This is a genomic window from Variovorax rhizosphaerae, from assembly GCF_037889975.1.
GTDB classification, from domain to species: domain Bacteria; phylum Pseudomonadota; class Gammaproteobacteria; order Burkholderiales; family Burkholderiaceae_C; genus Variovorax; species Variovorax rhizosphaerae.
In genome coordinates, this window is record NZ_JBBKZT010000005.1 from 1 (window position 1) to 23,119 (window position 23,119).

At 67.1% G+C, this 23,119-nt stretch carries 24 protein-coding genes; 4 read left to right on the forward strand and 20 right to left on the reverse strand.

Annotated features, from left to right (window positions below; genetic code table 11):
• Positions 1–100 precede the first annotated feature (100 nt).
• The 4 genes from WKW82_RS11485 to WKW82_RS11500 form a co-directional block, all read right to left on the reverse strand.
• A complete protein-coding gene (locus WKW82_RS11485) occupies positions 101–676 on the reverse strand; it encodes a hypothetical protein (protein WP_340342429.1) in 576 nt (191 codons plus the stop codon).
• 172 nt (positions 677–848) lie between these two features.
• A complete protein-coding gene (locus tag WKW82_RS11490) occupies positions 849–1,283 on the reverse strand; it encodes an RNA-binding S4 domain-containing protein (RefSeq protein ID WP_340342825.1) in 435 nt (144 codons plus the stop codon).
• Entirely contained in the window at positions 1,283–2,689 is a 1,407-nt protein-coding gene (locus tag WKW82_RS11495; protein WP_340342430.1) for a sensor histidine kinase, read from the reverse strand. Before WKW82_RS11495 ends, WKW82_RS11490 begins: the two co-directional genes overlap by 1 nt.
• Positions 2,686–3,366 (reverse strand): response regulator, encoded by a 681-nt coding sequence (locus WKW82_RS11500; RefSeq protein ID WP_340342431.1) that lies wholly within the window; start codon positions 3,364–3,366, stop codon positions 2,686–2,688. The genes WKW82_RS11495 and WKW82_RS11500 overlap by 4 nt, the downstream gene beginning before the upstream one ends.
• Positions 3,367–3,606: 240 nt before the next feature.
• Here WKW82_RS11500 and WKW82_RS11505 point away from each other — a divergent pair, with 240 nt between their 5' ends.
• From WKW82_RS11505 to WKW82_RS11515, 3 genes are all read left to right on the forward strand, one after another.
• Positions 3,607–4,566, forward strand: a complete 960-nt coding sequence (locus WKW82_RS11505) for a Bug family tripartite tricarboxylate transporter substrate binding protein (protein WP_340342432.1) — start codon at positions 3,607–3,609, stop codon at positions 4,564–4,566.
• A gap of 336 nt (positions 4,567–4,902) precedes the next feature.
• Positions 4,903–5,439, forward strand: a complete 537-nt coding sequence (locus WKW82_RS11510; protein WP_340342433.1) for a tripartite tricarboxylate transporter TctB family protein — start codon at positions 4,903–4,905, stop codon at positions 5,437–5,439.
• 2 nt (positions 5,440–5,441) lie between these two features.
• A complete protein-coding gene (locus tag WKW82_RS11515; RefSeq protein ID WP_340342434.1) occupies positions 5,442–6,962 on the forward strand; it encodes a tripartite tricarboxylate transporter permease in 1,521 nt (506 codons plus the stop codon).
• Positions 6,963–6,989: 27 nt separating this feature from the next.
• Here the strand turns inward: WKW82_RS11515 and WKW82_RS11520 are convergent, their stop codons facing one another.
• The 15 genes from WKW82_RS11520 to WKW82_RS11585 form a co-directional block, all read right to left on the reverse strand.
• Entirely contained in the window at positions 6,990–7,664 is a 675-nt protein-coding gene (locus WKW82_RS11520) for an SGNH/GDSL hydrolase family protein (protein ID WP_340342435.1), read from the reverse strand.
• The gene (locus WKW82_RS11525; protein ID WP_340342436.1) at positions 7,661–7,888 is read right to left on the reverse strand and encodes a hypothetical protein; all 228 of its coding nucleotides are present in this window, start codon (positions 7,886–7,888) and stop codon (positions 7,661–7,663) included. Before WKW82_RS11525 ends, WKW82_RS11520 begins: the two co-directional genes overlap by 4 nt.
• Positions 7,885–9,015 carry an acyltransferase family protein gene (locus WKW82_RS11530; protein WP_340342437.1) on the reverse strand — a complete coding sequence of 377 codons (1,131 nt, stop codon included), beginning with the start codon at positions 9,013–9,015 and terminating at the stop codon, positions 7,885–7,887. Before WKW82_RS11530 ends, WKW82_RS11525 begins: the two co-directional genes overlap by 4 nt.
• On the reverse strand, positions 9,012–10,151 hold the full coding sequence (locus WKW82_RS11535; protein ID WP_340342438.1) for a glycosyltransferase family 4 protein: 1,140 nt from the start codon (positions 10,149–10,151) through the stop codon (positions 9,012–9,014). The genes WKW82_RS11530 and WKW82_RS11535 overlap by 4 nt, the downstream gene beginning before the upstream one ends.
• On the reverse strand, positions 10,148–11,818 hold the full coding sequence (locus WKW82_RS11540; protein ID WP_340342439.1) for a hypothetical protein: 1,671 nt from the start codon (positions 11,816–11,818) through the stop codon (positions 10,148–10,150). Before WKW82_RS11540 ends, WKW82_RS11535 begins: the two co-directional genes overlap by 4 nt.
• Positions 11,794–12,741, reverse strand: coding sequence for a glycosyltransferase family 2 protein (locus WKW82_RS11545; protein WP_340342440.1), 948 nt, complete (start codon positions 12,739–12,741; stop codon positions 11,794–11,796). The genes WKW82_RS11540 and WKW82_RS11545 overlap by 25 nt, the downstream gene beginning before the upstream one ends.
• Before the next feature lie 60 nt (positions 12,742–12,801).
• On the reverse strand, positions 12,802–13,929 hold the full coding sequence (locus WKW82_RS11550; RefSeq protein ID WP_340342441.1) for a glycosyltransferase family 4 protein: 1,128 nt from the start codon (positions 13,927–13,929) through the stop codon (positions 12,802–12,804).
• A gap of 16 nt (positions 13,930–13,945) precedes the next feature.
• On the reverse strand, positions 13,946–15,382 hold the full coding sequence (locus WKW82_RS11555; RefSeq protein WP_340342442.1) for an oligosaccharide flippase family protein: 1,437 nt from the start codon (positions 15,380–15,382) through the stop codon (positions 13,946–13,948).
• Positions 15,379–16,884, reverse strand: a complete 1,506-nt coding sequence (locus WKW82_RS11560; RefSeq protein WP_340342443.1) for an O-antigen ligase family protein — start codon at positions 16,882–16,884, stop codon at positions 15,379–15,381. Before WKW82_RS11560 ends, WKW82_RS11555 begins: the two co-directional genes overlap by 4 nt.
• On the reverse strand, positions 16,881–17,453 hold the full coding sequence (locus WKW82_RS11565; RefSeq protein ID WP_340342444.1) for a P-loop NTPase family protein: 573 nt from the start codon (positions 17,451–17,453) through the stop codon (positions 16,881–16,883). Before WKW82_RS11565 ends, WKW82_RS11560 begins: the two co-directional genes overlap by 4 nt.
• Positions 17,450–18,760, reverse strand: a complete 1,311-nt coding sequence (locus WKW82_RS11570; RefSeq protein ID WP_340342445.1) for a Wzz/FepE/Etk N-terminal domain-containing protein — start codon at positions 18,758–18,760, stop codon at positions 17,450–17,452. The genes WKW82_RS11565 and WKW82_RS11570 overlap by 4 nt, the downstream gene beginning before the upstream one ends.
• A 100-nt stretch (positions 18,761–18,860) precedes the next feature.
• Positions 18,861–19,784 (reverse strand): polysaccharide biosynthesis/export family protein, encoded by a 924-nt coding sequence (locus WKW82_RS11575; RefSeq protein WP_340342446.1) that lies wholly within the window; start codon positions 19,782–19,784, stop codon positions 18,861–18,863.
• A gap of 261 nt (positions 19,785–20,045) precedes the next feature.
• Complete coding sequence (locus tag WKW82_RS11580) at positions 20,046–21,248, reverse strand: DUF1972 domain-containing protein (RefSeq protein WP_340342447.1); 1,203 nt, start codon at positions 21,246–21,248, stop codon at positions 20,046–20,048.
• 110 nt (positions 21,249–21,358) lie between these two features.
• Entirely contained in the window at positions 21,359–21,472 is a 114-nt protein-coding gene (locus WKW82_RS40855; RefSeq protein ID WP_479694180.1) for an acyl carrier protein, read from the reverse strand.
• 205 nt (positions 21,473–21,677) lie between these two features.
• A complete protein-coding gene (locus tag WKW82_RS11585) occupies positions 21,678–22,100 on the reverse strand; it encodes a holo-ACP synthase (protein WP_340342448.1) in 423 nt (140 codons plus the stop codon).
• Between the two features lie 467 nt (positions 22,101–22,567).
• Between WKW82_RS11585 and WKW82_RS11590 the strand changes: the two genes are divergently transcribed.
• Positions 22,568–22,696, forward strand: coding sequence for a hypothetical protein (locus tag WKW82_RS11590; RefSeq protein WP_340342449.1), 129 nt, complete (start codon positions 22,568–22,570; stop codon positions 22,694–22,696).
• 54 nt (positions 22,697–22,750) lie between these two features.
• Here the strand turns inward: WKW82_RS11590 and WKW82_RS11595 are convergent, their stop codons facing one another.
• On the reverse strand, positions 22,751–23,095 hold the full coding sequence (locus WKW82_RS11595) for a hypothetical protein (protein WP_340342450.1): 345 nt from the start codon (positions 23,093–23,095) through the stop codon (positions 22,751–22,753).
• Between the last annotated feature and the right edge of the window lie 24 nt (positions 23,096–23,119).

Here is a 23,119-nt window from a genome sequence, read left to right on the forward strand (position 1 = left end):
CCTCAAATCAGCAAAAAACGGCTTCAGAACTCACCGATCAATGCACGATGTGAAACGGTACTCTCGCCGCAGAGCATGGCTCAAGTTGACGCGGAGTATTTCAGCAGCCTGCTAGACTCCTCCGCCCCTGGAAGTATTCAGTGTCGTTCGCAGGTAGACCATCGCGCAGCACCATGTTGCTAGACAAGGTGAAGACGGTACCAGGCGCTACGCTGGAGGGAGGTGTGGTGAGTGGTGCGTTTGTCGTTGGGGAGACTAGTTTGACCCGCTGCCACGCCGACAAACTCTTCGTGTAGTCGCCAATCCATATGAAGCCTGCAGCGGGACTTCTTCCTGACAGTGAATCGCTTCCGACAGTTGCTACCTGTGCCGTCTGGTTTGACACGGTCTGACTAGCTTCAAAGATATCTGACTTGGCCTCACTGGACAGGGGTTTGCTCGGCACTTGCTTCTTGATTTCGTCGATCGCTTTGGTTGCTGCGTTGACCTGCGCGCTTAGAGAGGCAATCTCCCCCTTCGCTTCTTGCGCGAATTCAACCCCGTCCTTTGTTAACTTCGAAATGGCTCCAAAGGGGATGCCCAAGACGAACTTGGCGCCAACCAAGGCTAAGAAAATTGAAGCTACCGCGAGCGGATACTTTGCCAACTCAACGTATGGATTCACTTGCTCGGCCATTGCATACCCCGCTATTACCTAGTTCAGGAGATCGCTTCGCAAACGCACTTTTACGGCATTTTGCGAGCCGCAGCATCCCTTGCCTTGATGAGGCCTAACTCTTCCCGCTGAGCGGTGCGACGATGCGGCGCTCGGCCGGTCGTCCGCCAAGTACGAGGCAGCCCTTTGACAGCTACTCCTCGCCGTCCTTCTCGTCATCGATGCTCGCACTCCACCGCGTCCCCCAGCCCCCGCCCTTGGCATCGTCGAGCAGCCGCCGGTCCCGCTTGGTCGGCCGTCCTTGCTCCAGGCTGTGCGCGGGCTCGGTGCCCATGCGCCGCAACTCCCGCGCGGCGGCCTGCGCGGCGATGCTCTCCGGCGTTTCCGCGTACAGCTTCTGCGCAACCGGCGCCGGCCCGCGCTGCCCGCTGAGGCCGAGCACGTTGACCACCCGCGTGACCGCCCCCTGGCGCAGCGTGACCAGGTCGCCGACCTTCACCTCGCGCGAGGCCTTGGCAATGTCGCCATTCACCTGCACGCGGTGCTTGCCGATCTCGTCGGCGGCCAGCGACCGCGTCTTGTAGAAGCGCGCGGCCCAGAGCCATTTGTCGATGCGGAGTCGTTCCATCAAGGCGGATTGTCCAGCGGAAGCCAGACCATTGCGGTCAATCCGACAATCCGTCCGTCGGTTTCCCTGTTGTCCAGTGAAATACGCCCGCCGAGCGCCAGCACGATCTCGCGGCAGATCGCCAGCCCAAGACCCGATCCGCGCGTCACGTCGCCCGCGGCAAAGGGCGCAAACAACCGCTGCCGCAACTCGGCCGAAATGCCGGGGCCGTCGTCCTGAATCCGCAGGCAGACGCCTTCATCCTCGGACCGCAGCGCGAGCAGCAGCCGGCCACCGTGCGGACTGTGCTTGATGGCGTTGTGCAGCAGGTTGCGCGTCAGTTCCTGCAGCATCCAGTGGTGCGCGCGCACGGGCGACGGCGCTTCCTCGAACTCGAAATCCAGCGCCTTGTCGGCGATCAGCGGCGACACGTCCAGCGCCACCTCGCGCGCCATGTCGGCCCAATCGATGCGGGTCGACTCCGGTTGCTGGCGCAACTGTTCGACCTTGGCCAGCGAGAGCATCTGGTTGGCCAGCGCAGTCGCACGCTCGACCGTCTCGCTGATCTCGCGCAGCGCCTCGTCGGGCGGCATGTCGCCGCGCCGGGCCGACTGCACCTGCGCCTTCAGCACCGCGAGCGGCGTGCGCAGCTGATGTGCGCTGTCACGCACGAAGCGCTTCTGGTGGTCGAGCAGCCGTTGCAGCCGCCCCATGACCTCGGTGGTGGCATCGACCAGCGGGCGCAGTTCGCGCGGGGCATCGGGCGCATCGATGGGCGACAGGTCGCTTTCCGAACGCGCCGCCAGTTCCGCACTGAGGCGGCGAACCGGCCGCGTCGCGCGCTGCACCACCAGCACCACCACGGCGGCAATCACTGCCATCAGCAACAGTTGCCGCCAGAGCGTGTCGAGGAGGATGCGCCGTGCCAGCGTCTGGCGCAGTTCCAGCGTTTCGGCCACCTGCACCACGGCCATTCCCCGGCCGCGTTCGCTGGCCACCGGATTCAGCAACACGGCCACTCGCACTGGCTCGCCGTGCACGGTGGCATCGTAGAAGTCGACCAGCGCGGCGTAGGCCGGGCGCAGCGGTATCCGGCCGTGCCAGAACGGCAACTCGTCGAAGCCCGACACCATCGCGCCGGACAGGTCCGACACCCGATAGAAGATGCGGCTCTGGTTGTCGGCCTCGAAGGCTTCCAGCGCGGAGTAGGGCACCTTGGCGCGCAGTTCGGCCTTGTCCTCATAGCCTTCCACGTCGAGCTGCTCGCCGATGGTCTTGGCCGACGCGAGCAGCGTGCGGTCGTAGGCCAGCGTGGCGGCGGCCAGGCTCTGCCGGTAGAGGCTGATCGAGTTGATGATGATGAACAGGCCGATCGGTGCCAGGATGCCGATCAGCAAGGTGCGGCGCAGCGAGGTGGCGCGCTTCATCCTTCTTCGCGCAGCAGGTAGCCGAGGCCGCGCAAGGTCATCAGGGCGGTGCCGGTGCCGGCGAGCTTCTTGCGCAGGCGGTAGACCACGACCTCGATGGCCTCGTACTGCACTTCGGTCTCGCCGGGGAACACCAGCTCGAACAGGCGCTCCTTCGTCACCGCGTGGCCGGGCTTGGCCATCAATGCGGCGAGCAATGCCAGTTCCCGCGGCGTGAGTTCCATCACCTCGCCGCGGTGATAGATGGCGCCGCTGTCGGCTTCGAATCGCAGCGCGCCCACTTGTTGCGAGCGCACCGGGTTATCGGCGCCCATGCCCTGGTGGCGGCGCCTCAGGGCGCGCAGGCGGGCTTCCAGTTCGTCCAGGTCGAAAGGCTTGGGCAGGTAGTCGTCGGCGCCCGCGTTGAGTCCCATGATGCGGTCGCCCACCGTGCCGCGCGCGGTCAGCAGCAGCACGGGGGTGCGCAGGCCGGCGGCGCGCGCCTGGGCCAGCACCTGCAGGCCGTCGAGATTGGGCAGGCTCAGGTCGAGCGCGACCACGTCGGGTTCCAGTTCGCGCCACTGCGCCACGGCGAGCGCGCCGTCCCCGCAGAGGCGCACATCGATCCGGCGCCGGGCCAGCGCGCGTTGCAGCGTGGCCTGCATGGAGGGGTCGTCTTCGACCAGCAGCAGCTTCATTTCATCCTTGCAGGGGTGGCTGCATGCACGCCGGTGAATGACATGCACCCGACAGGTGCGGGCGGTCGAAGCCAGAAGAGTGGATGTTCATGGGATCAGTCCCGAGGATTGGGCGCGATCAAGTGCCCTGTCAAGCTTCAGTGTTTTCCCCAAGCCGCCAGACAGCCAACTGACAGCAAGGCGGCGCATGATACCCAGTCAGCTACCGGTCAGAACCACAGTCACAGGAGACTTCCTCATATGCGTCGCGATACCTTTCTGAAATCCCTTGCAGCACTGGCCGCCACCGGTGCCTTGCCCTTGTCGGCCTGGGCTGGGGCCAACGTCAAGATGATGATCCCCGCCAACCCCGGCGGCGGCTGGGACACCACCGGCCGCGCACTCGGCAAGGCCCTGTCGGACGGCAAGCTGGCCGACACCGTCACTTATGACAACAAGGGCGGCGCCGCCGGCGCGCTGGGCCTGGCCCAGTTCGTGAACGGCTCCAAGGGCGACCCGAACGCGCTGATGGTGATGGGCTCTGTCATGCTGGGCGGCATCATCACCGGCAAGCCGCCGGTCAAGCTCGAACAGGCCACGCCGCTGGCCCGCCTGACCACCGAGTACAACGTGTTCGTGCTGCCCGCCAATTCGCCGCTGAAGTCCATGGCCGACGTGGTCGCGCAACTCAAGAAGGACCCGGGCAGCGTCAAGTGGGGCGGCGGCTCGCGCGGCTCGACCGAGCACATCGCCGCGGCCATGATCGCGCAGAAGGTCGGCGCGGACCCGTCCAAGATCAACTACGTCGCCTTCCGTGGCGGCGGCGAGGCCACGGCGGCCATCCTGGGCGGCAACGTCACGGTGGGCGGCAGCGGCTACAGCGAGTTCGCTCCCTACATCGCCGACGGCAAGATGAAGGCCATCGCCGTCACTTCGGCGCAGCGCCTGCCCGGCATCAACGTGCCGACGCTCAAGGAGCAGGGCATCGATGTCGAGATCGGCAACTGGCGCGGTGTGTACGGCGCGCCCGGTATCACGCCGGAACAACGCAAGACGCTGACCGACCTGGTGCTGGCCGCATTGAAGACGCCGGCCTGGGCCGATGCGCTCAAGAAGAACGACTGGACCCCGGCGGTCATCTCCGGCGAAGCATTCGCGAAGTTCGTGGACGACGACTTTGCGAGCCTGCGCGCCATCATGACCAAGTCCGGCATGGTTTGAACAAGCCCACCCCCGAATGCGCCTGCGGCGCCGGGGCGGTCGCCAGAAGCGGCTGCTCTTGCGGACCGTCCAAGCCTGCGCAGGCAGGCTTGGAGCCTCGGTCCTCAGCCCCTCAAGTGGGCGCACCCAGCGGCCGGGCAAAGCCGGTTCCGCGGGTGCCCACGAACAGGCATGGCTCAGCAAGGCATTCGTCGCGGGTCACGCGATAGCTTCCCAGGTCGGCCTCGCTTGGCGCAGGTCGCCCACCCCGACAAGGGGCGACGCCAGCGGCCCGGGTCCGCGGTGTTTCTGGAACCGGCCACACGGCCCTGAATTCGGGATTCTTGGAACAGAAAAATGACTACTTCCGAAAACGCGGTGGAAACGCCATCCGCGGCACTTTGGCCGCAGACCCTGGTCGGGATTGGTGTGTTGTTGACCGGTTTGCTGCTCGCGATGGGCGCCATCGACATCTCGTCCGAGGCAGGCTATGGCGGCGTCGGCCCCAATTTCCTGCCTTGGATGGTGTCGATCGTGCTCACCATCTGCGGCGCCTGGATCATCTGGGAGGCGCGCACGGGCGGCTTTCGCCAGTTGGAGGCGTCGGACGATGACGTGCCTGCCTACTGGCCCGGCTTCGTGTGGGTCTCGGCGGGGCTGCTGCTCAACGCGGCGCTCATCACCACGCTGGGCTTCATCCTGAGTTGCACGCTGACCTATGTGCTGGCCGTGCAGGGCCTGCGCCGCGCGAACGGGCAGGCGGCAGCCAACCAGCCGCGCATGTGGCTCACCGACGCCCTGACGGGTCTCCTGATCTCGGCCCCGGTGTACTGGGCCTTCACCAAGTTCCTGGCGATCAACCTGCCGGGCCTGACCAACACCGGCTGGATCTGAGCATGGACATCTTCAACGCCCTCATGCACGGGTTCGCGCTCGCGATCACCCCTGCCAATCTGCTCTGGTGCCTGGTCGGTTGTGCGCTCGGCACGGCCGTCGGCGTGCTGCCCGGCATCGGCCCGGCGGTCGCGGTGGCGATGCTGCTGCCGATCACGGCCAAGGTCGAGGTCACGGCCTCGATGATCTTCTTCTCCGGCATCTACTACGGCGCGATGTACGGCGGCTCCACCACCTCTATCCTGCTCAACACGCCCGGGGAGACGGCGAGCATGGTGACTGCCATGGAGGGCAACAAGATGGCCAAGAGCGGGAGGGCGGGCGCTGCGCTCGCCACCGCGGCCATCGGCTCCTTCGTGGCGGGTTCCATCGCCACGGTCATCGTCACCTTGTTCGCGCCCTTTGTCGCCGAGTTCGCCGTCAAGCTCGGGCCGCCGGAATACTTCCTGCTGATGCTGCTGGCCTTCACCACCGTGAGCGCGGTGCTGGGCAAGAGCACGCTGCGCGGCATGACGGCATTGTTCGTCGGGCTGGCCGCAGGCTGCGTCGGACTCGACCAGATCTCCGGCCAAGGCCGCTACACGGGCGGCGTGCCCGAGTTGCTGGATGGAATCGAGATCGTGCTGGTCGCAGTCGGCCTGTTCGCGGTGGCGGAAGTGCTCTATGCGGTGCTGTACGAAGGCAAGCTCGTCGAAGGCCAGAACAAGCTGAGCCGCGTGCACATGAGCGCGAGCGACTGGAAGCGTTCCATCCCTGCGTGGTTGCGCGGCACGGCCATCGGCACGCCCTTCGGCTGCATCCCGGCCGGTGGCACCGAGATCCCGACCTTCCTGAGCTATGCGACGGAAAAGAAGCTGGCAAAGCCTGAGCACAAGAAGGACTTCGGCACCAAGGGCGCCATCGAAGGCGTGGCCGGCCCCGAAGCCGCCAACAACGCCACGGTGACGGCGGCGCTGATCCCTTTGCTCACGCTGGGCATCCCGACCAGCAACACCACGGCCATCCTGCTCGGCGCCTTCCAGAACTACGGCATCCAGCCGGGGCCGCAACTGTTCACCACTTCGGCCGCGCTGGTCTGGGCGCTGATTGCCTCGCTCTACATCGGCAACGTCATGCTGCTGGTGCTGAACCTGCCGATGGTCGGCCTGTGGGTCAAGCTCTTGAAGATCCCCAAGCCGCAGCTCTACGCCGGCATCCTGATCTTCGCGACGGTCGGTGCCTACGGCATGCGCCAGAGCTCGTTCGACCTGTTCCTGCTCTACGGCATCGGCATCCTGGGCGTGCTCATGCGGCGCTTCGACTTCCCGACCGCGCCGGTGGTGGTCGGCATGATCCTCGGGCCGCTGGCTGAAGCGCAACTGCGCAATGCGATGTCGATCGGCGAGGGCAGTGCGGTGGTGTTCTTCCAGCGGCCGATGTCGATCGCGCTGGTCATCATCGTGCTGGGCGTGCTGATCCTGCCGCGGCTGGCCAAGCGCTATGGCGAGCGCAAGGCGGCTCGGGCGGCGCTGGCCTCTTCCTGACGGTTGCGCGAAGGGTTTGCGGCGGCGCTATCGCAGCGCCGCCGCGACGCGCTCCGCGATGCGGGCCATGCCCCAGTCATGCGGATGCGCGTTGACGCTGGGGTTGGCGAACTGGGTCCGCTGCCGGTCCTGGCTGGCCGGATCGGCATGGATGTCGCCGATGTCCACATAGCGACCGCCGTGTGAGGTGCACTGCTGCCGGATGACGGCGTCGGTCGAAGGATTGCGCCACCAGGTGGACAGGCACACGAGGCGCAGCCCCTGGGCCGCCGTCGCCACCAGCTTGGCGTAAATCTCCGTGAAGGATGCGAGGTGGGCGGCTCGCACGTTGTCCCCGAGCTCGACGACCACCAGGGTCGTGGCGTCGATGCGAGGGGCCACCTCGGCGAGGCGCCCGGCATTGGTGACCGGATCGAGTTCAAGGTTGGAGAGGTTGACGACCGACACGGGCAGTTTCAGTGCCGCCCCGGTCAGGTGTGCGTAGTCGCGGGCCTGGGCCGATGCCGCCATCCCCCAGTGATTCATCCAGCCCAGTTCCTTGCTCTCCGGATGGAGCGTCAGGCTGTTGCCGATGAAGGCGATGCGCGTTGGCTTGGGCGCAGGGGCCGCGGACGTCGCGGCAATGGCCGTGTTGTCGGTGGGAGTGACCCAGTGGCATGCGGCAAGGCCGATGACCAGGCCCAGTTTGGCGAAGGATTTCATTCAGCCTGGAAAAAGCAGTTGGATGCGCCCGAGTGCGCCGTGATCGGCGTGCCAGGCAAGGCGGGAGAACGCGGCGGGCTGATGCCCGCAAGGCCGAGCAACGCCGCATGGCGCGTCGAGCGCGGTGCAATCGGGTGCATAGCGCTCTCACCCCGGCGGCGAACGTGATCGAAGGCGGAAGTCTCAGGCTCCATGCTGCTTTTCCAAAGGTTGAGCGCGGTCAACTGCTTTTTCCAGGCTCAGCTCTCGTTGCGGGGCGGCGCCTCCAGGACGTGGCGGGCTTTTCGATGAGATGCCAGGACAGCATGGCGAGCATCAGCGTCACGGCGCCGGCGACGCCGGTCATTGTCCACGTCGAGATCCCCGGCAACAACGCGGCTGTGCATTGCTGCACCGGGAATGCATAGACATACATGCCATAGGAATAGTCGCCCACCCGGTTGTAGGCGCGAATACCGCGCAGGGTCGCCGGTCCTTGGGTACTGCCAGGCACGAAGGCCAGGTACATCAGGACGTAGGGGAAGCCCAGGCGATAGATGACCTCGAATGCGTGGGGCGCCACTGCCGCCCCTGCGGCCATTGCCATGCAAACCGCCAAGGCCCAGCGGCCCTGGATGCGCAAGCGGTCGCGATGGATCCAGTACGCCGCGCCAGAAAGGAACATCGCCCCCAGCCGCGGCGCATCGTTCGGCTTGTCCAGGAACAGCAGGATGAAGGTGGTGGCAAGCAGCGTCACGGCCAGCCCGGGCACCAGCGCCGGCATGAGGCGCGCCCCGCGCGGCCAGCGTGTCGCGCACCACCCCATCAGTCCCAGTGCGATGTACAGCCGCAGTTCCCAGCGCAGGGTCCAGAGTGAAACGTTGACCTGGTCCGCGAACGGGTTGTGCGCGAAGGCACCGGGCAGCACGGCCTCGCTGCCGCCCACCATCGTCGCGTTCCGGGCCAGGTAGCGCCAGGTCTGAGGGTCCGAGATGAAGGCCCTGAAGCCCAGTTCGCTGAATGCCGCGCCGACAACCAGGGTCGACACCAGCAGCGCGACCCACAGGCCGGGGTAGATGCGCAGCGAGCGCGCAACTGCGAAGGGCCCGATCCGACCGCTGCGTTGCAGGCTGCCCATCACCAGGAAGCCGCTGAGCACGAAGAACGCATCCACCGCCACGCCACCGGGCGTCATGCCCAGCAGGGCCAGCCAGGGCTCGGACTTCATGTCGCCGGATGCGACCACGTAGCTGTGGCTCAACAGCACCATCGTGGCGGCCACCATGCGGATCAGGTTGAGGTTGTTGTCGCGGCCCCGCGAGAGCTGTGCAAGGCCGTCGGGATAGGAAGGCGCCGGAGCCGGCAGGGTCACGGCGCGCCTTTCCCGAAGTGCCGCCGATAAGCCGCGACCAGCACCTGCGCCGACGCATGCCAGTTGAATTTCGCCGCCTGTACAAGGCCGCGCTCGATGGCGCGCGACCGTGCCACCGGGTTCGACAGCAGCGTAGAAATGGCCGCCGCAATGGCGGTGGGGAAGTTGGGGTCGGCGGTGAGCGCCGCGTTCCCGGCGACCTCGGGCAGGGAGGTGGTGCTCGAGGTCACCACGGGCACCCCGCTGGCCATCGCCTCCGCGACCGGCATGCCGAAGCCTTCGGCAAAGGTCGGATAGACGAACACCGACGCATGACGCAGCAGCGCGGGCAGGGCGGCGTCAGGCACCTTCTCCATGAAACGGACGTCCTGTTCCAGGCCGAGCGTGCGCACGGCGTCGAAGATGGGTTCGCTGTGGAAGTCGCGCTGGCCGATGATCACCAGCGGCAACCTCGGTCCGGGCAGCAAGGCATAGGCGCGCAGCAGGTTCAGGTGGTTCTTGCGCGGCTCCAGCCGGCCCAGGGTGCAGAGGTAGCCGCCGGGTTCGAGGCCGGCGCTGCGCACATGGTCGGCGCCTTCTGCGCCCGGATGGAAGCGTGCGGTGTCGATGCCGTTGGGGGTGATCGCGATGCGCGCCGGGTCGATGTCGTAGAGCCGCGCGATCTCGCCGCGCGAGAACGCGCTCACGGTGAAGAGGAGGCTGGCATGGCGCGTGGCGATCAGGCTCGTCACCTGCGACATGCGGACGAAGTTGGGCGTGAAGTACTGCGGATGCGTCTCGAACAGCGTGTCGTGGATCGTGCAGGCACAGTCGCCCGAGCGCAGGAAGGGCAGGCGGTATTGCATGTGCAGCAGGTCGATCCTGTGCTTGCGCTGCAGCAGCGCCAGTTGCCATCCCAGCCGCACCATGCCGCCGGTGTGCGGCACTGCGACCAGTTCGACATTGGGTGCATTGAACACCGGGTATTCCGCGCGCAGCCGCGCCGTGTCGCCCAGCAGGAAGACGAAGTCGATTTCGGGCGCCTGCACGATCGCTTCCTGGTAGATGCCGAGGATGTGGCTCCGGCTGCCCTGGAAGATGCCGTCGAAAGTATGGAAATCCACGCCGACGCGCGGGCGGGGAGGAGTGGGGGTCATGAGATCGGGAGGTCCACGGTGATGAGCGCCACGCTGTGCGGAGGCAGGTGCGCGCCGAGTTTCTGGTTGGCAGGGCCGTCGAGCAACGACTCGCTGCGCACGAGCATGTCCGGTCGGTCGCTGGCATCGAAGACATTGGCGGCGGACAGGAGGCTCATGCGCGCCTGCGCGGTGCGCAGGGGGCCGACATTGAACTGTCCCAGGGCCGCGCGGCGAGGGTCCTTGTTGATGACCAGCATGCGCAGGGCCGGGCGGCCACTGTCGGCGTCGACGCGCGTGGCGAGGACCTCGACCAGCGGCATGGCATCGACGGCCTCCACCTGACCGATGCGCGCGACGCGCACGGTCTCCGCCTGCACGATGGCCGGGATGCGCTGCCCCTGGAGTGCCTCGCGCATGAGCTGCAGCACCTGGAAGGCCGGCCTCGGGTACGCGCCGGCATGGATGGCGCCGAACAGCCCGTTGGCCGACAGCGACCAGTGGTTCGCCATCAGGAAGTCGGGCGTCTCTGCGAACACGCGCAGCACGTCGGCCAGGAAGACGGCGCCGGCGGGTGCGCTGGTCCATTGGTCCGACGGGCCACGGCCGAGGCTGAACAGCGCGCTGTACTCGGTCACCGCCAGCGGCAGCTTCTGCTTTGGCCGCAACTCGGCGAGCAGTTGCCGCATGACGCCGAAGTCGCGCTTCACGGTGAGTGCGCCCGCGGCCGCGCCCCAGTACAACTCGGACGGCGACATGCCGCGCTGGGTGCCGAAGGGCATGTAGGCGTTGTGCAGGCACACATAGTCGAAGCGTTCCGTCACAATGCCGAGCACCGTGCGCGTGAAGCCCGGGTACGGCGTCACTGGCAGGCCGGCGCGCTGGTCGGTGGTCAGCGGCAGGCCGAGCACGATGTCCGGGTCGACCGCGCGCATGGCACGGATGAAGAGGTTGACGCGCCGTGCGAACTCCGGCGGCAGCAGGTCGACGTCGGTGCGCGACGCTTCCTTGAGATAAGGCTCGTTGCCGAGTTCCCAGTACACGACGCGTGGCAGCCTGCTCCCGGTGATGCGCGATGTCATGCGCGCCACGTTGGTGGCCGCCACCCAGCGCGCCGCTTCATCGGCGGTGCCGGTCATGATGTTGACGGTGATCAGCGGCTGCGCCCCGACCGCCTCGCACAGTTCGAGAAAGCGTTGCGTGTCCATCAACGTGCGGTGGCGCTCGCGGCTGAAGACGTGTTCGTTGATGGGCGCGTCCCAATGGAACAGGTCGGAGAAGGTGCCGCCCGGGTAGCGCAGCACGGTCGGGCCGAGGCGGCGCGCCATCGCGAGCATGGCGGGTGCGAAAGCGCCATCGGCCGTCACCATGTTGTCGCCGCCGTACACCCAGCCGACGTTGCTGCCGAGCACGCGGCGGTTGACCGGCGTCCCGGACGCGCGCGCGTCCAGGGTCACGTTGAAGGCATGCGATTCACGGGTGGGCGCGAACGCTGCCTCTCCCGGGCCGCCATGGCCCGGCTCCGCCCGGCCCGCCTCCCGCCGGGGATCAAGTCGGGAAGGCAAGGCCACATCGACTGGAGAGGCCCGGCATGGCGATTGCAGCAGCAGCGCGCCGCCGGCCCCGACGGCCAGCGTCGAGCGCGCGAGCCAGGCGCGCCGCGTCAGTGGGTACGCAGGATGGCCCATGCGCGTCGCATCATGTCCTGGCTGGAACGGGCCCTGCGGTCGAAGCCGCTGTCGGGGCTCAGCAGGCTGGCCAGGCGGTACATCAGCCATCGCAGCCCGAAGCCGGAGACGGTAACGATGTCGTAGGCACGCAGGCCCCGCCCCCCTCGCATCTGGCGGTAGAACTGGCGCGGCCCCTTGAGCGAGGACAGCAGCACGTCGCCGTGCTGTTTCTTCATGCTCGCGCCCTGGTAGTGAATGATCGATACCTTCGGGCTGTAGACGACCCGGCTGCCCGCGAGCTTGAGGCGGTGGCAGAGTTCCATGTCCTCGCCGTACATGAAGTAGTCGGGGTTGAACAGGCGCCCGCCGAGCTTGCTGCCGCGCAGCATCATGCAGGCGCCGGAGACCCAGTCGACATCGATGTCCTCCTGCACGTCGTGGTCGAGGTAGAGCGGCTGCGGCCGCCACGCAGCGGGCAGCAGCAGGTCGAGGAAGAAGTTGTGCGTCATCAGGTTCAGCAGGCGCGGATAGGCGCCGCCGGTCCAGCGTTGCAGGGTGCCGTCGGCGTTGAGGAGCCGGCAGCCGATCACGGCAACGTCGGGCCGTGCGTCCATGGCCTTGACCAGGTCGACGATGGCATCGGGCTCGACCACCGTATCGGGATTCAGCAGCAGCACGTAGGGCGCCTCGCAGTCCTCCAGCACCTGGTTGTTGGCGCGGCCGAAGCCGACGTTGTCGACGTTGGCGACCAGTTGAACCTGCGGGAAGCCGTCCCGGACCATGGCGGCGCTGCCGTCGCCGGAGGCGTTGTCGACGACGATCACCTGCATCGCATCAGCCGGGAGGCCCCCTTGTTCGTACACCGACTTGAGGCAGGCATGCAGCAGTTCCCGCACGTTCCAGTTGACGATGACGATGCTGACCAGCGGTTGAAGATTCATGTCTTGTCCTGATTCATGGGATGGGCAGTGCCGGTGCCGCCGCGCGTGATGTCGTGGCGCTCAGGCCCGGGACCTGGCGCGCTGGTGCCGGTGCCGGTCCATCACATCCAGGTAGAAGCATTCCTGCGCATCGGCCACTGCGCTCCAGTCCCATCGTCGCGCGTGTTCGCGCGAGCCCTCGCCGAGCCCGGCCAAGTTGGCCAGGGGCGCGTGCAGCAACACGCGCATGGCCGCGGCATAGGCTTCGACATCGAAGGCCCTGACGCGGGGGCTGAACGGCGATGCCACCTCGTTCATCGGCGCGATGTCCCAGGTCACAGTCTGCCGGGCGGCAGCGTTGGCCTCGGCGATGGTCATGCCGAAGGTCTCGGTGCGCGACGGCATCACCACGAAGCGGCATCCCGCCAGCAGCCGAAGTCGCTCGGCCGCATTGAAGGGGCCGGTGACGCGGACCCAGCGCTGCAGCTTGTAGCGGTCGATCAGTTGCTGGAGTTGCTGCGGTTCCTGCACCGTGCCGGCCAGCGTGAGCACTTCGCGCTCGGCCTCGGGGATCTGCGCGTAGGCGGCGAGCAGCAGGTCGATGCCCTTGGCCTGGATCTCGATGCGGCCGAGGTACAGGATGCCCATGCCCGGCAGCGGATGGGTTTCGAACAGGGCGTCGTCGACGCCGTTCGCGACCACGCGGCAATTGGCCTTCGGATGCCGTGCCTCGATGAAGGCCCGCATCGCTTCGGTCAACACCACGAAGTTGTCGTACAGGCGCACGCCGTATTCCTCGCCCCAGTGGAACGGCAGCTTGAGCCGACGGGTGTAGGCACGCGCGAAGAACCACTGCACCGAGGCGATCAACGGGCGGTCGCGATGCCGGAACAGCGGGGTGTACGTGGCCGACGACGGCGGCATGAAGTCTTCCACCAGCAGGTCGTGGTCGAAGCGCCGCACGGCGCGGGGCAGGGAGGCCAGGTAGGTGATGTGGTGCGACGAGCCGTGGTTGCGGATCTTGCGGCCCAGCCGCACATAGCGGATGCCGTCGCGGTGCATCTCCGGCGTCGACCCGGCGTAGGTCGGCGTGAGCACAGTGATCTCGTGCCGCAGCGCGAGGCGCTTGTAGATTTCGTAAGTCCGTACCGGACCGCCGCCCGACAAGGGGTTGCCCATGTCATCCGGATCGAGGTGGAGGATTTGCATGGTTGGCGGGTTTCCTTCATTGCGGATTGCGCTGGGTCAGCAACGCCATGTCGGCGCGCAGCGTGCGCCAGGGGTGGCGACCCAGCGTGCCCAGCAGGACGACGGTGGCCGTGTAGGCCGTCGGCGCCGCCAGCGCTGCCGCCAGCGCGCCATGGGGCAGCGCCAGCGACAGGGCGGCCACGCCCGCTGCGCAGCCGACCATCAGCCGGGCGATGTGAAGCCAGGGCGGGGGCATGCTGAGCTCCCGCACCGCCCAGCGCAGGCGCCACAGCACGCGGACGGACAGGCCGATCACGACGGCCGCGGCGGCCCCGGTGGGCCCGAAGCTGGGCACCAGCGCGCCCAGTGCCAGCACCAGCGCCACGAGCCCGAGAGTCAGTGAGCGCAGGTCATGCTTTTGCGCGCTCGCCGCCAGCATCGTGGACGACAGGATCACGTCCACCATCATGATGGACCCCGCGAATATCAGCCAGCGCAGGCCGGCCGCGGCCGAGGCCATGTCGGGGCGGTAGAGCAGGTCGATCACGGGTTGCGCGAACGCGGCGGCCACCATCGCGAAACCCAGGCCCAGCAGCAGGCCGATCTGCACCGACAGTCCGAGCGTCGTGCGGAACCGGTCGCGCGCCGACACGAACTGCCGGGACAGCGTGGGCAGCACGACCAGCGCGGTCATCGTCGGCAGCATCTGCGCCGCGTCGTAGAGCCGCGAGCCGGCCGAGTACGTGGCCACGTCATGCAGCCCGCGCAGGTGCGACAGCGTCAGCACGTCGAGACGCGACACCAGCGCCGCGACCACGGCGATGCTGAGGAACACGGGCACCTCGGACCAGTTGCGCTTCTGCAACTGCCAATTCCAGGCCGCGAGTCGCGGGAAGGGAATCATCGAATGCAGCGCATACAGCAGCGCCGCGACGAAGCGCAGCACCAGGAAGACGGTGAACACGCCCACCAGTCCATGGCCGAGCCAGACGCAGGCAATGGCCAGCACGGTGCGCAACAGCGCCTCGATGAAGTAGAGCCGCGCCACGTCGGCCACGCGTTCCTGCCCGAGCAACCCCGCTTCAGCGACGATGGTCCAAGCCGTCGGCAGCAGCGAGAGCGCGACCAGGCCGAACGACAGCGCGATGTCGCCGCTGTACGAGACATGGCCCCACACCGCGACGATCAATGCCAGCACCACGCTGACGGGCACCGCGAACGCGAAGGCATTCGTGGTCTCCGCCGGCAGGCTGCCCGGCGTGGTCGCGACCCGGCGCATCAACGGCACCGTCAGGCCCAGCAATGGCAGCAACTGGACCATCAGGAACACGTTCATCAACAGCGAGAAGCCGCCCAGCGCCTCGGTGCCGAGCAGCCGCGACAGCGCCCAGAACAGCCCGTAGTTGAGCGCGGCCGTCGCCAGCCGCGAACCCATGGCCGAGCCCAGCGCCGCCAGGAACTTGCCACGCTTCACCGCGCGCTCTCCCGGTCGGCGAGCAGCGTCAGCGCCTGCAACACGCCGGCGCCCAGCCAGAACATGTAGACCCGGATGTCGGCGTAGTAGTTGTCGGAGTTGAAGAACAGCGCCTCGCCGACGACCGCCGCCGACAGCCCGATCGCGACGGCGAAGCTGCCATGGTCCTGCCAGCGTGTGAGCGGCCAGGGCAGGCGGGCGAGGCGCCACAGCAGGACCACGAACAGCAGCATCGCCGGGATGCCCAGTTCTGCTGCCAGCAGCAGGAAATGGTTGTGCACCACCAGCTGACGCAATTCGTGCTGGTAGTCGGCTGTCACGGTGGCGAACAGTGGCGCGGCGTACTCGAAGGCCGCCCGGTTGTAGTCGCCGAAGCCCACGCCAATGAAGGGATTGGCCTTGATGATGGTGAAGGCCATGTCTGCCAGCAGCACGCGCGACTCGAGCGAGCGGTTGTCCGGCGCCGTGAGGCGCAGCAGGATCGTGGGGTAGACGGTCACCACCACGAGCGCGCCCACGATCACAGCCACGACGATCAGTGCGAGGTGGGTGCGGCCGATGAGCCCCCTGCGCACGTAGACGGCCACGATGACACAGGTGGCGAGCGCGGCGCTGGCCCACCCGCCCCGCGACAGGGTCAGCAGGAGAATCATGAGCCCGCCCACGGTCGCCACGACGGCCGCCCACCAGGCCGCCGGGGGAATGCGCGCCCGCCCCAGCAGGCACAGCGCGATGGCGGGCGGAAGAACGATGACCAGGTAGTGCGCCAGCGAATTGGGGTGGCTCATGAACCCCGCGGGCCGATAGGTCGTCACGCCGCCGCCGAAGTCCACGATGGCGCCAAAGGAAAGCCCCTTGGAGCCGGGCAGCGACAGCGGCAACTGGGTGATCGCCTGCAGCGCGACGTAGACGATGGTCAGGAACAGCATCGCCAGCGAGGCCTTGACGACCAGCCGCAGGTCCGAGGTGTCCTGGATGGCGTGCGAGGCGACGTAGAAGCCGATCACCGCCAGCGAATACGTCGCCGCGCTGCCCAGCGACAGCAGGCCCTGCGGCGAGCCGAAGCTGCGGATCCAGATGAACACCATGAAGCCCATGGCGAGCCCGTCGAGCCGGGTCATGGGTGGCCAGCGCCGCTCCAGCAGCGCCCGGCGGCCCAGCCATGCGACCAGCAGCGCCAGCAGCGCGACATGAGACAGCGTCAGGTACAGGCCCGGCGAGTAGTAGGGACCGGCGGGGTAGTACCAATCCGTCAGCGGCGCGATGACGGCCTTGCTGATGCCGACCGGCGCCAGGAAGAACATCGCCGCCAGCAGAGGCCGCCGCAACTGGCGCGTGGCCAGCGCATGGGCGGCCGCCGCGACGGCGCCCAGCCCCGGCACCTGCAACCCGATGGACTCCGCACCCAGCAATGCCGCCATGGCAAACCCGCCCAGCACCACGCCGGCCGCGAGCGCAATGCACTCGAAGCTCGACGTGGCACGGGCCGGCGAGGTGTTCAATCGCAGCCCATCCACGCCGGAAGGGGTTGCGGCGCATGGTTCAGCACCACGCCCGCAATGTCGGACGGCGCCACCGCTGCCTCGCTCAAGGCGCGCCGGACCTGCCGCGGCGATGTGCGGCCCGCGTCGACCACCAGCAGCACCGCGTCCACGCGCGTCAGCAAGGCGCCGCAGTCCGCGAGCACCGGTCCGTCGATCAGGCTGAGCTGGAAGCGAGCACGCAGCGCCACGATGCCCGCGGCAACTGCGGTGGCGTTGTAGAGCTCGTCGGCCCGCTGCTCCTGCGAGAACGGGATGTAGAACAGGTGCGGCGTGCGGGTGGCGTGGATGGACGTGTCGACCAGCTTGGTCCCCATGGTGGCATCGATGAAACCGGTGGACACCAGGCCGATATCGCCCAGTGTCGTCTGGGCCGATTCATGGGCGAGCATGCGCGAGACGAAGCTCTTGCCTTCGCCGGCCATTGCGCTGGTCACCAGCACCACATGCCCGCCGTCGTCGCGGGCAGGCAGTTGTTCCAGCATGGCCAGCGTGATGCGGGCCGCCAGCAGCGAGTCATGGCTTTTCATTGGAGGGCGCCTCGGGTGGCGTCTGGCGGGCCGGCACTTGCAGCTTTTTCGGCAAAGGTCGGCAGCGTGCCGAGCACGGGAACGCCCAGCAGGCGCTCGACTTCGCGCCGGCTTTGCAGGCGCGGACGAATGAACTGCTTCAACGTGACCAGGAGCAGGCCCAGCAACAGGCCGGCAACGGGGCCGGCCAGCGCGATCAGCTTCTTCTTGCCTGCCTGCCGCGTGTCGGGCGCGCTCGGGGGGTCGACCACGATCCGGCCATCGAGGGCCGCGGGCGTGAGCTGCATGTAGATGTCGATCTGGTCGAACTTGCGGCGCAGTTCCACATAGCGGTCCAGCGCCAGCGAGCGCTGCCGTTCCAGGCGGTTGAAGGCTGCCGTATTGGTGGCGGTCGAGCGCACCTGGGAGGCGAGCCGGGCCCGCATGTCGGCCACGCGCTGCTTCAGTTTCCTGACGCCGTCCGTCTCGTCGGTGAAGGTCTGCCGCAGTTCGTCGAGTTGGCTCTGCAGGTCGAGGTATTGCACGACCAGTTGTGCGTTTGCGGCCTGGTTGGCGCCGCGGCCGGTCTCGCGGCGCGTGCCGGCTGCGCCGGTCGTCGCGCCGGCCAGTGTGGCGGAGGCGGTGAGATCGGTGTCGTGGCTCTCGCGAATGGCCAACTGGACCATCGCATCCTCGGCGCTCTTCAGTTCGGCCTGGGCCGATTCGATCTGGGACTTCAACAGGTTGGTCGTGGCCGTGCCGAGGCGCCGGTTCTGCTGCGAACCGACGCGCAGGTACGCGTCGAGCATGCCCTCGAGCGCCCGCGGCGCAAGGTCGGGATCGGTGCTGGAAAAGCGGACCTCGAGCACGTTGGACGTGGTCTCGGCGGTCTTGGAACGCACGGGCTCGATGCTCATGTTGGCCAGCACGTCGCTGGCGATGCGGCTCTGGCGGGTCGCACTGTCCGTCTTCTCCGGTGCGCCAAAGGCGGGGAATATCTCCATCAGCCGCGACTTGGCGCTGGCGATGGGCGACACCGGCAGCTGCGAAGGCTGGATGCCGAGCTTGTCGACCACTTCCATGGCATTGGTGCGGTTGAGCACGAGCGCCATCTCGGTTTCGATCTTCCGGCTGACCGGCTCGGCCAATTGGGATTCGCGATAGGCCGCAATGCCAGACAGGAACGAAGGCGTGCCGATCTGGTCGATCTGCACCAGCAACCGGGCGGTGGATGTGTAGACGGGCACTTGCACGAAGTACAGGCCCAGTGCGAGCGCCGAGACGAGCACGGTGCAGCTCGCGACGAGCCGGCCGTTGCGCCAGAACATGCCTGCGATTTCGCCGGGCGAGATGAGGGTCGATGGAGCGGTGGGTGGGTTTGGAAACAGGGGCGTGATACCGGGCATTGGAGCTTTTGTTCTTCTTTGTTCAGCGCCTGCCGACGTTGTCGTAGTTCAGCGCGACGGAGCCGTTGCGCAGGAAGGGCACGAGGTTGTACAGGTACTGGTTGAGGTTGTCGGCCACGATGGCTACGCCGGACTTGGGCAGCATGACCACGTCGTAGGGACGCAGCAGGATGTCGCGATCGGGCGAACGCAGCGCGTCGGCGGTGAAGCCGGCGTTGACGGCCTCGAGGGTGTTGTCCTGGCCGCGGCGCAACAGGATCAGGGCCGACGGATCGCCACTGGGCAATTGGCCGCCGGCCTCGACCATCGCCTGGACCAGCGACAGGCCGGGCCGGAACGGCAGCATGCCTGGCCGCGCCACTTCGCCGCCGACGAAGACTTGCGCGGGTTGGAAGCTGCGGACCACGATGGTCGGCCGGAGCCCCTGCAGGCCGGCGCGCCCGACGCCATTGGCGGTGCGCACGCTTTGCGAGTTGACCGAACGCACGATGACGGCGAGGTCGGGGTTGCGCAGGTAGGTGGCATACCGGGTGCGGAGGTCTTGCGCCAGTTCTTCGGGCGAGCGGCCCTCGGCGCGGACCATGCCGACCAGCTGGAGCTGGATCTTGCCGTCGGGTCGCAGCCGCACCACGTCGTTCAGCATCACTGCGAAGGGGAACTTGATCTCGAGTTCATCGTTCCGGCGCAGCAGGTAGTCGCGGTTCGGCGCTTCGCCGGCGAGCTTGTCGAGGCGCGTGCGCAAGTCCTTCTGCACCTCGTCGACGCTGCGGCCCTGGAAGCGCACCAAGCCCATGAGCGGCAGGCTCACGGTGCCGTCAGGCAGCACGCGCAGCGACTGGTCGAGTTGCGGCGCGTCCGGCACGCGCAGGTCGAATTCGTCACCGGGCGAGAAGGTGTAGTCGGCATCGGGCTGCGGCGCGCTGCCGGTCGTCGTCGCGGCCGCCATGACGGGCGGCGACGATGTGCTCGCCTCCTGCTGACGGGATGGGTTCGAACAACCTGCGAGTGCGAATGCCAGGAGAGCCCCCAAGGCCGCGCTGCGCCCAGCCCGCCCCCCGCGGGGGATTGAGTCGAGATGGCGAAGCCACATCGACTCGAGAGCCCCCAGGGCCGGGCTGCGCCCAGCCCGCCCCCCGCGGGGGATTGACTCGAGATGGCGAAGCCACATCGACTCAAGCGCCGCGACCATCGATCGGAAAAAGATCATCTATGTGCTTTCAGGTTCTTGCGGGAGCGATGCGGGAAGGCGTTGCCAGGTGGAGGGGCGGCCATGCGCCCAGGAGTGCACATCGGAGAGCAGGAAGGCGTAGGCCGCCAGCACGTCGCGCCAGGCGAAGGTGACATGGGCCCGCTTCAACGTCGCGCTGCTCATCTCGTGGCGCCGCGGGGCGTTGTCAATCAGGTCGTCAAGTGCGTCGCGGCAGCTGCTGGAGTCCTTGAAGTAGCCAGCGCCGTCGCCTGCGACCCAGCGATTGAAATGGTTGTCGTGCGCCAGCACCGCGTTGCCGGAGCCCATCGCTTCGAGCAGCGAAGGGTTGGTTCCGCCCACCCGGTGGCCATGCACATAGAGGATGGAGTGCTTGCGAAGCGAATGGACGGTGGTGGTGTCGTAGATCGCCCCGGGGAAGCGCACCTCGCTGCTGGCCGCTGCCCGCACCTGGGCGTGATAGGCGACTTCCGCCCGGTAGTTGCCCAGCACCACCAGGTCGACGCCACGCTTCTTCGCCGAGAAGGCCTGGACGATTTCCAGGATGGAGTTCTCGGGCTCGGGGCGTGCGATCACGGTCACGAACTTGCCCGGCTGCACGCCCAGGTCCTTCAACGGCGCAGTGTCCGCCTCTTCGATGGATGTGGAGCCATAGGGAATCGTCGTGATCTTGCGTGCATGCACGCGCGAGTTCAGGTGGCGCGCGATCTCCGGGTGATCCGCCACGAGGTGCGTCGCGCCCATGCAGCCCGCCCAGTCGTTCAGGTACAGCCAGCCGCGCGCCATCGGGCCCCACTTCCGGCGCGCCCACTCCATGCCGTCCATGTTCATCACGTTCGGTATGCCGGCCGCGCGCAGGCGCAGGTTGAAGAGGGCGGTGTTGTAGCCCAGCGTGAGCACCAGCGAGGGACGGTCCTTCAACGCGTGCGAGATGCAGGCCCAGTCGAAGCGTATCGTGTTGAAGGCCGTGTCCCGCCCGACGCCGATGTGAACGCGCCGGATGCCGTGGAACGTGCTTTCCCAGGTCGGCGCCGTGCCCTCCTCCTGGCAATAGACGGTGACCGCCCACCCGGCGGACAACAGGTAGGGCGCAAGTTGCTCCACAAAGGTCTCGAAGCCACCGTGCTTGGCGGGAATGCCTCGAATTCCCATGATGGCAATGGACTTCGACGGGGTCGTTGAAATAGACGTAGTTGACTTCATAGGCGGCAATCGAACGAAGGAAAGTGCTGCTCGCCACGCATGCAGGCGTCAGGGCTGGCGAAGCTCGCGAGGGAATCTGTCGGGGACGTCCGGATCGGACGAGGGCGCCTTCAGGCCGTGAGCGACTGCATGGCCCGGGTGATGGAGGCCATGCTGCGGAACACCCTGCGCGTGAGCAGGTGTTCCGGGATCTCGCCGAACGCCGCTTCCAGCGCCAGCGTCACGTGGACATTGGCCAGAGAAGTGAGGCCGGCCTTGCGGAAGCTCGCGTCATTGGCGAGCGTGGATACGTCCTGGACAAGACGCCCATGTCTGGCGCGTACCTCCCGTACTGCGCCCGCGACGGTGTGATGTCGAATGTTGTATTCATGTGTGTGACAGCTGAAACGATCTCATTTTTTTTGACTATCCATACCCGGCCCCCCGGGGCTACCCCGTATCGGCCAGTTCCTCCGGGCCGACCTGCGCTATGTCCGTGGCCAACGCCCAGTTTCCTTCATGACTGAGCGAGACAGCGATGTCATGTGTGCCGAGTCCGCGCGCACGTGCCGCGACCTTGCCCGCGAGGCGCATTCCCGGGAGCGCCGTGGCATCGCTTCGGACTTCGATATTTCGCCAATCGATACCGAGTTCGCCATGCTCGAGCGCCTGGGTCAAAGCCTTCTTGCCCGCGACATCCGCGGCCAGTCGCTCAGGCGATCCGTTTGAACACTCGACCTCGTGCGCGGAAAAGATGCGATGCACGAATCGGCCCCCGAACTCCCCCAGGGAATCCTCGATCGCATGCACGTCCACCCAATCCACGCCAAGGAGGAGATTGGACATGAAGTCGTGGCGAGTGGCGCTTGGCATGCAAATTGTTTCCGGAATCCGACTTTAGGAGCGTAGCGGCCTGACCAAAGGTTGTACATAGTCATCTCGACTACCTCCAGAGGTATCGTTCAGGGGGCTGCTTTGGGTGTAGGTCGGGGATGTTTACGTTCTTGTTACTTCAGGGTGATCCCGCCTTCTGTCCCTTCCGGTGCGGCGATTCGCAGGCTTGGGGCAGGGGCACCTTGTCGCCAGGGCCACGGTCGCTGCGCTTGGCAGGCGCTGCGTCCGCACGATTTCCGGCCCTGGCGTTCGCGGCACGGCGCGAGGCAAACGTGTCTTCGGTTCAACGGCCGCGCCCGCTGGATGATGCGGGGCGGGGCGTGCGACAGCGCGTGAAGTGCTGCCGACCCTTCCGTATTTTTTCGCTTCGAGCGCGATGATGTTGGCAATGCACTACAGACAGGTCGCCGGCAATCGCGGTAGTGACGCTGCCTGGACTTTCTTGCTTGGGTGACAAGAGAGGCCTCTACATCACGAACCCGTCCCTGCCGGTCGCGGATTCCGTCGATCGGTACGACGCCCATGCGTTCCGCGATGCGCTCGTCGCGCAGGGATTGCGCCTGCCTCCGGCGTGAAGGGAGGCCATGGCCGGGGCGAGGTCTTCGAGCAGGTCCTCCGTGGCTTCGGCGTCAGTCCCCGGCAGGCGGCACGACGACGGCGCGGCCGTCGGGGGTGATGTAGGGCGAATTGTTGTCATCACCGCGCCTCGGCGTGCCGTCGGGGCCGATCACCGTGGAGCGGCTGTCGGGGATGGTGTCCGGGGATGCCGTGATCTGCCCGCCGCCTGCTCGCGCCAGCGCCTCGCCGGCGTCGCGGATGCAGGCGTTGCGCACGGGCCGCGGCAGGTTGGCGCTGTCGCACTGCGCGATCGCCTGCTCGTAACGCAGGCGGGCGGCCTCGGAGGGCTGTGCGCTTGCCGTCGACGAGGCAAGCGCCAGCAGGGCCAGGACTCCAGGGATGCGCAAGAATTTCATGGAAGAACCTCGCTTTGTCCATTA

Bases quoted from the DNA above. Each gene is read 5' to 3' on its own strand.
- WKW82_RS11490 (WP_340342825.1), bottom strand. From the start codon at position 1,283: ATGGAACGACTCCGCATCGACAAATGGCTCTGGGCCGCGCGCTTCTAC.
- WKW82_RS11565 (WP_340342444.1), bottom strand. From the start codon at position 17,453: ATGAAAAGCCATGACTCGCTGCTGGCGGCCCGCATCACGCTGGCCATG.
- WKW82_RS11540 (WP_340342439.1), bottom strand. From the start codon at position 11,818: ATGGGCCATCCTGCGTACCCACTGACGCGGCGCGCCTGGCTCGCGCGC.
- WKW82_RS11535 (WP_340342438.1), bottom strand. From the start codon at position 10,151: ATGACCCCCACTCCTCCCCGCCCGCGCGTCGGCGTGGATTTCCATACT.
- WKW82_RS11570 (WP_340342445.1), bottom strand. From the start codon at position 18,760: ATGTTCTGGCGCAACGGCCGGCTCGTCGCGAGCTGCACCGTGCTCGTC.
- WKW82_RS11520 (WP_340342435.1), bottom strand. From the start codon at position 7,664: ATGAAATCCTTCGCCAAACTGGGCCTGGTCATCGGCCTTGCCGCATGC.
- WKW82_RS11485 (WP_340342429.1), bottom strand. From the start codon at position 676: ATGGCCGAGCAAGTGAATCCATACGTTGAGTTGGCAAAGTATCCGCTC.
- WKW82_RS11595 (WP_340342450.1), bottom strand. From the start codon at position 23,095: ATGAAATTCTTGCGCATCCCTGGAGTCCTGGCCCTGCTGGCGCTTGCC.
- WKW82_RS11575 (WP_340342446.1), bottom strand. From the start codon at position 19,784: ATGGCGGCCGCGACGACGACCGGCAGCGCGCCGCAGCCCGATGCCGAC.
- WKW82_RS11580 (WP_340342447.1), bottom strand. From the start codon at position 21,248: ATGAAGTCAACTACGTCTATTTCAACGACCCCGTCGAAGTCCATTGCC.
- WKW82_RS11510 (WP_340342433.1), top strand. From the start codon at position 4,903: ATGACTACTTCCGAAAACGCGGTGGAAACGCCATCCGCGGCACTTTGG.
- WKW82_RS11495 (WP_340342430.1), bottom strand. From the start codon at position 2,689: ATGAAGCGCGCCACCTCGCTGCGCCGCACCTTGCTGATCGGCATCCTG.
- WKW82_RS11515 (WP_340342434.1), top strand. From the start codon at position 5,442: ATGGACATCTTCAACGCCCTCATGCACGGGTTCGCGCTCGCGATCACC.
- WKW82_RS11585 (WP_340342448.1), bottom strand. From the start codon at position 22,100: ATGCCAAGCGCCACTCGCCACGACTTCATGTCCAATCTCCTCCTTGGC.
- WKW82_RS11550 (WP_340342441.1), bottom strand. From the start codon at position 13,929: ATGCAAATCCTCCACCTCGATCCGGATGACATGGGCAACCCCTTGTCG.
- WKW82_RS11505 (WP_340342432.1), top strand. From the start codon at position 3,607: ATGCGTCGCGATACCTTTCTGAAATCCCTTGCAGCACTGGCCGCCACC.
- WKW82_RS11545 (WP_340342440.1), bottom strand. From the start codon at position 12,741: ATGAATCTTCAACCGCTGGTCAGCATCGTCATCGTCAACTGGAACGTG.
- WKW82_RS11500 (WP_340342431.1), bottom strand. From the start codon at position 3,366: ATGAAGCTGCTGCTGGTCGAAGACGACCCCTCCATGCAGGCCACGCTG.